The sequence below is a fragment of the Paraglaciecola arctica genome (genome assembly GCF_018861065.1).
GTDB classification, from domain to species: domain Bacteria; phylum Pseudomonadota; class Gammaproteobacteria; order Enterobacterales; family Alteromonadaceae; genus Paraglaciecola; species Paraglaciecola arctica_B.
Map to the genome: position 1 here is coordinate 1 of NZ_JAHKQO010000046.1, position 2,339 is coordinate 2,339.

Here is a 2,339-nt window from a genome sequence, read left to right on the forward strand (position 1 = left end):
GAACTACTTTTACCGACTGTGATGAGCTAAAAACCTAACCGCTTTGCACACCACTTTTAGGTAACCACATGAAAATAGCTTTGGCATGCTAACGCTTAACATATGGGGATTTTAGGAGCGCTTTATCAGCGAGTAAAATTCCCACCATGATGTTTTTGTTATAGGTATGGTATTGAAAATAGGACATTTTCATCTGGCACAAACAATATGATTAAAATGCCAAGAAGGCAAAAGCCTATACCTACCAGCTTTGCGTTGTTGCCACTTAAACTGGTTTTTGAGCTTTTAGTAAACTTAGCATTGTATTTAGCCCCATCAGTTAAGCCTGCCTCAACATCAACTTTTCCACCAATGATTACCTTTAACCCAAAGTAAATCATTAGCACTCCAAAAATATCTATAAATCCAACATCCATATTTAATACCTATAACGCCGCCAGCAGAGGCGCAGCTTTGCTGCGTCCTGCTGACTGGCCTTGTTAGGCTTATGGAGCCATTTTATCCAGTGGCATCTTACTAATAGTTTTCCAGTTGCACTCTTTACAATTTTCAGAATAGCGACTCAAAATCCTATAGCCTAAGCGAGTTTGGATTTGATAAGGGACATTAGCAGGCACAATTACCCAATCTCCCGGCACATATGTAACACCATTAAGCTCCATCTCTCCATCCATTACATACCGCAAGACAGGCTCATCATGTTTGTGCTTTGGAATTATTGTCCCAGGATCAACTTCGGTGATAATGTCTAGATTCCAATATGTTGAATTCACAGGAATAAAGTATTTTCTAATCTCAGGTTCGTTAAACAGCTTATGTTTTCCTTCACCTTTCCAATTTCCCCCTCTATAGCTTTTACAGCAAACTATATCTTTGATCTTTGTTGGATCAATTATTTCGTCGTCTGGAAAATCACACTCAAATTTTGGCATATTGCTCTCCTATTGGTTTAGTTTTCCCTCACTAAACAACATCGAGGGGGTATAGAAATGTTGTAAGCCTAACGCCCCAATAAGGGGCTAAAAATTGTTTGCTAAAATGTGTAGCGAAGCGAAACCGAGCAAACTGTTTTTAGTCCCGCTTAATTGGTTTGTTAGAGTGAACCGAGCGCCTCACAAGAAATCACACCATCACAAACCTTACGAACATCTCCAGTCATAGTTGCAAAAAACTCTTCATCTAATTTTATATTAATGATACCGCCAGGCATATGGACATTAATATTGGCTTTACACAAGCCTAAAGCGTGCACAACAGAAGCCGCTGCTGTGCTACTAGAGCCAGAAGCAAGAGTATAACCAGCTCCACGTTCCCAAATTTCTATTTGAATGGACGTATTATCAATAACTTTTACAAATTGAATATTCGTTCGATTAGCAAATATTGGATCATTCTCAATAATGCTGCCGAATTCTTTTGCAAAAAAAGGATTAACATTATCAAGTAATATTACACAGTGAGGATTACCAACATTTGCTAAGTAATAAGTAAACTCTTGGTCTTTTACACTAATTGTTTTAGGTGCAGGTTTTGGCTCTCCAATTGATTCATGAGTAAAGCGAACCTTTCCCATACCAACAGATACAGAAAGACCTTTTTCACCAATTGTAGAATTTACAACTCCGCCTTTTGTTTGGATAGTAAATTCATTATGAGATACAAGAGATTGATCCCAGAGGTATCTTGAAAAAATGCGTAATCCATTACCACTTTTTTCAGCCTCACTTGCGTCTGGATTAAATATTCTAAGAGAAAAATCACAACTATCACTTTCTTCTGGACCATAGAGAATGCCGTCAGAACCTATACCAAAGTGTCGATCACATATCGCTTTAATGTTGAATTCTGAAAGTTCTTCATTCAAATCTTTAGGATCGATGACTATATAATCATTACCCAAAGCGTGATACTTGCTGAATTTCATATGTTCACTCTAACGCTTTTTATAAATGGCGCGCGTTTTTTGCGCGTCCAGTGAAGGCCGTTTTTGGGCCGTAACGAAATTTAATAAACTTGTTAGGTTTTGATTACTTCTAACCTTTAGATTTACCAATATTAAGTTCTACGCCATCAGGCTTAATTAAAACATTTGGCAATTCAACTTCATCTAGATGTTTGTGATAGCCATCGACATCACAATTAGCAACTTCAACAAGTTTTGAAGCTAAAGCCAACAATCCGTCTTTGTTACCAGAAAGGTAAACAGTGTTGCTATTAACATCTAGATCAATACAGCCACAATGCTCTTTTTCGCTAAACGGAATCCCGTTTTTATTAATAACAAATTTGTGGCTAAACACTACTTCTTTCATTAGAAACCTAACGCTTAAGATAAACGG

General features: G+C 37.5%; 4 protein-coding genes. All 4 read right to left on the minus strand.

Annotated features, from left to right (window positions below; genetic code table 11):
* Positions 1 to 158 precede the first annotated feature (158 nt).
* Entirely contained in the window at positions 159 to 416 is a 258-nt protein-coding gene (locus KO534_RS20520; RefSeq protein ID WP_215932806.1) for a hypothetical protein, read from the minus strand.
* Positions 417 to 485: 69 nt separating this feature from the next.
* Complete coding sequence (locus KO534_RS20525) at positions 486 to 932, minus strand: cupin domain-containing protein (protein ID WP_215932808.1); 447 nt, start codon at positions 930 to 932, stop codon at positions 486 to 488.
* Between the two features lie 161 nt (positions 933 to 1,093).
* Positions 1,094 to 1,924 carry a diaminopimelate epimerase gene (gene dapF / locus KO534_RS20530; protein WP_252732323.1) on the minus strand — a complete coding sequence of 277 codons (831 nt, stop codon included), beginning with the start codon at positions 1,922 to 1,924 and terminating at the stop codon, positions 1,094 to 1,096.
* Positions 1,925 to 2,033: 109 nt separating this feature from the next.
* A partial coding sequence (locus KO534_RS20535) for an Imm32 family immunity protein (RefSeq protein WP_215932810.1) occupies positions 2,034 to 2,339 on the minus strand: 306 nt, incomplete at its 5' end.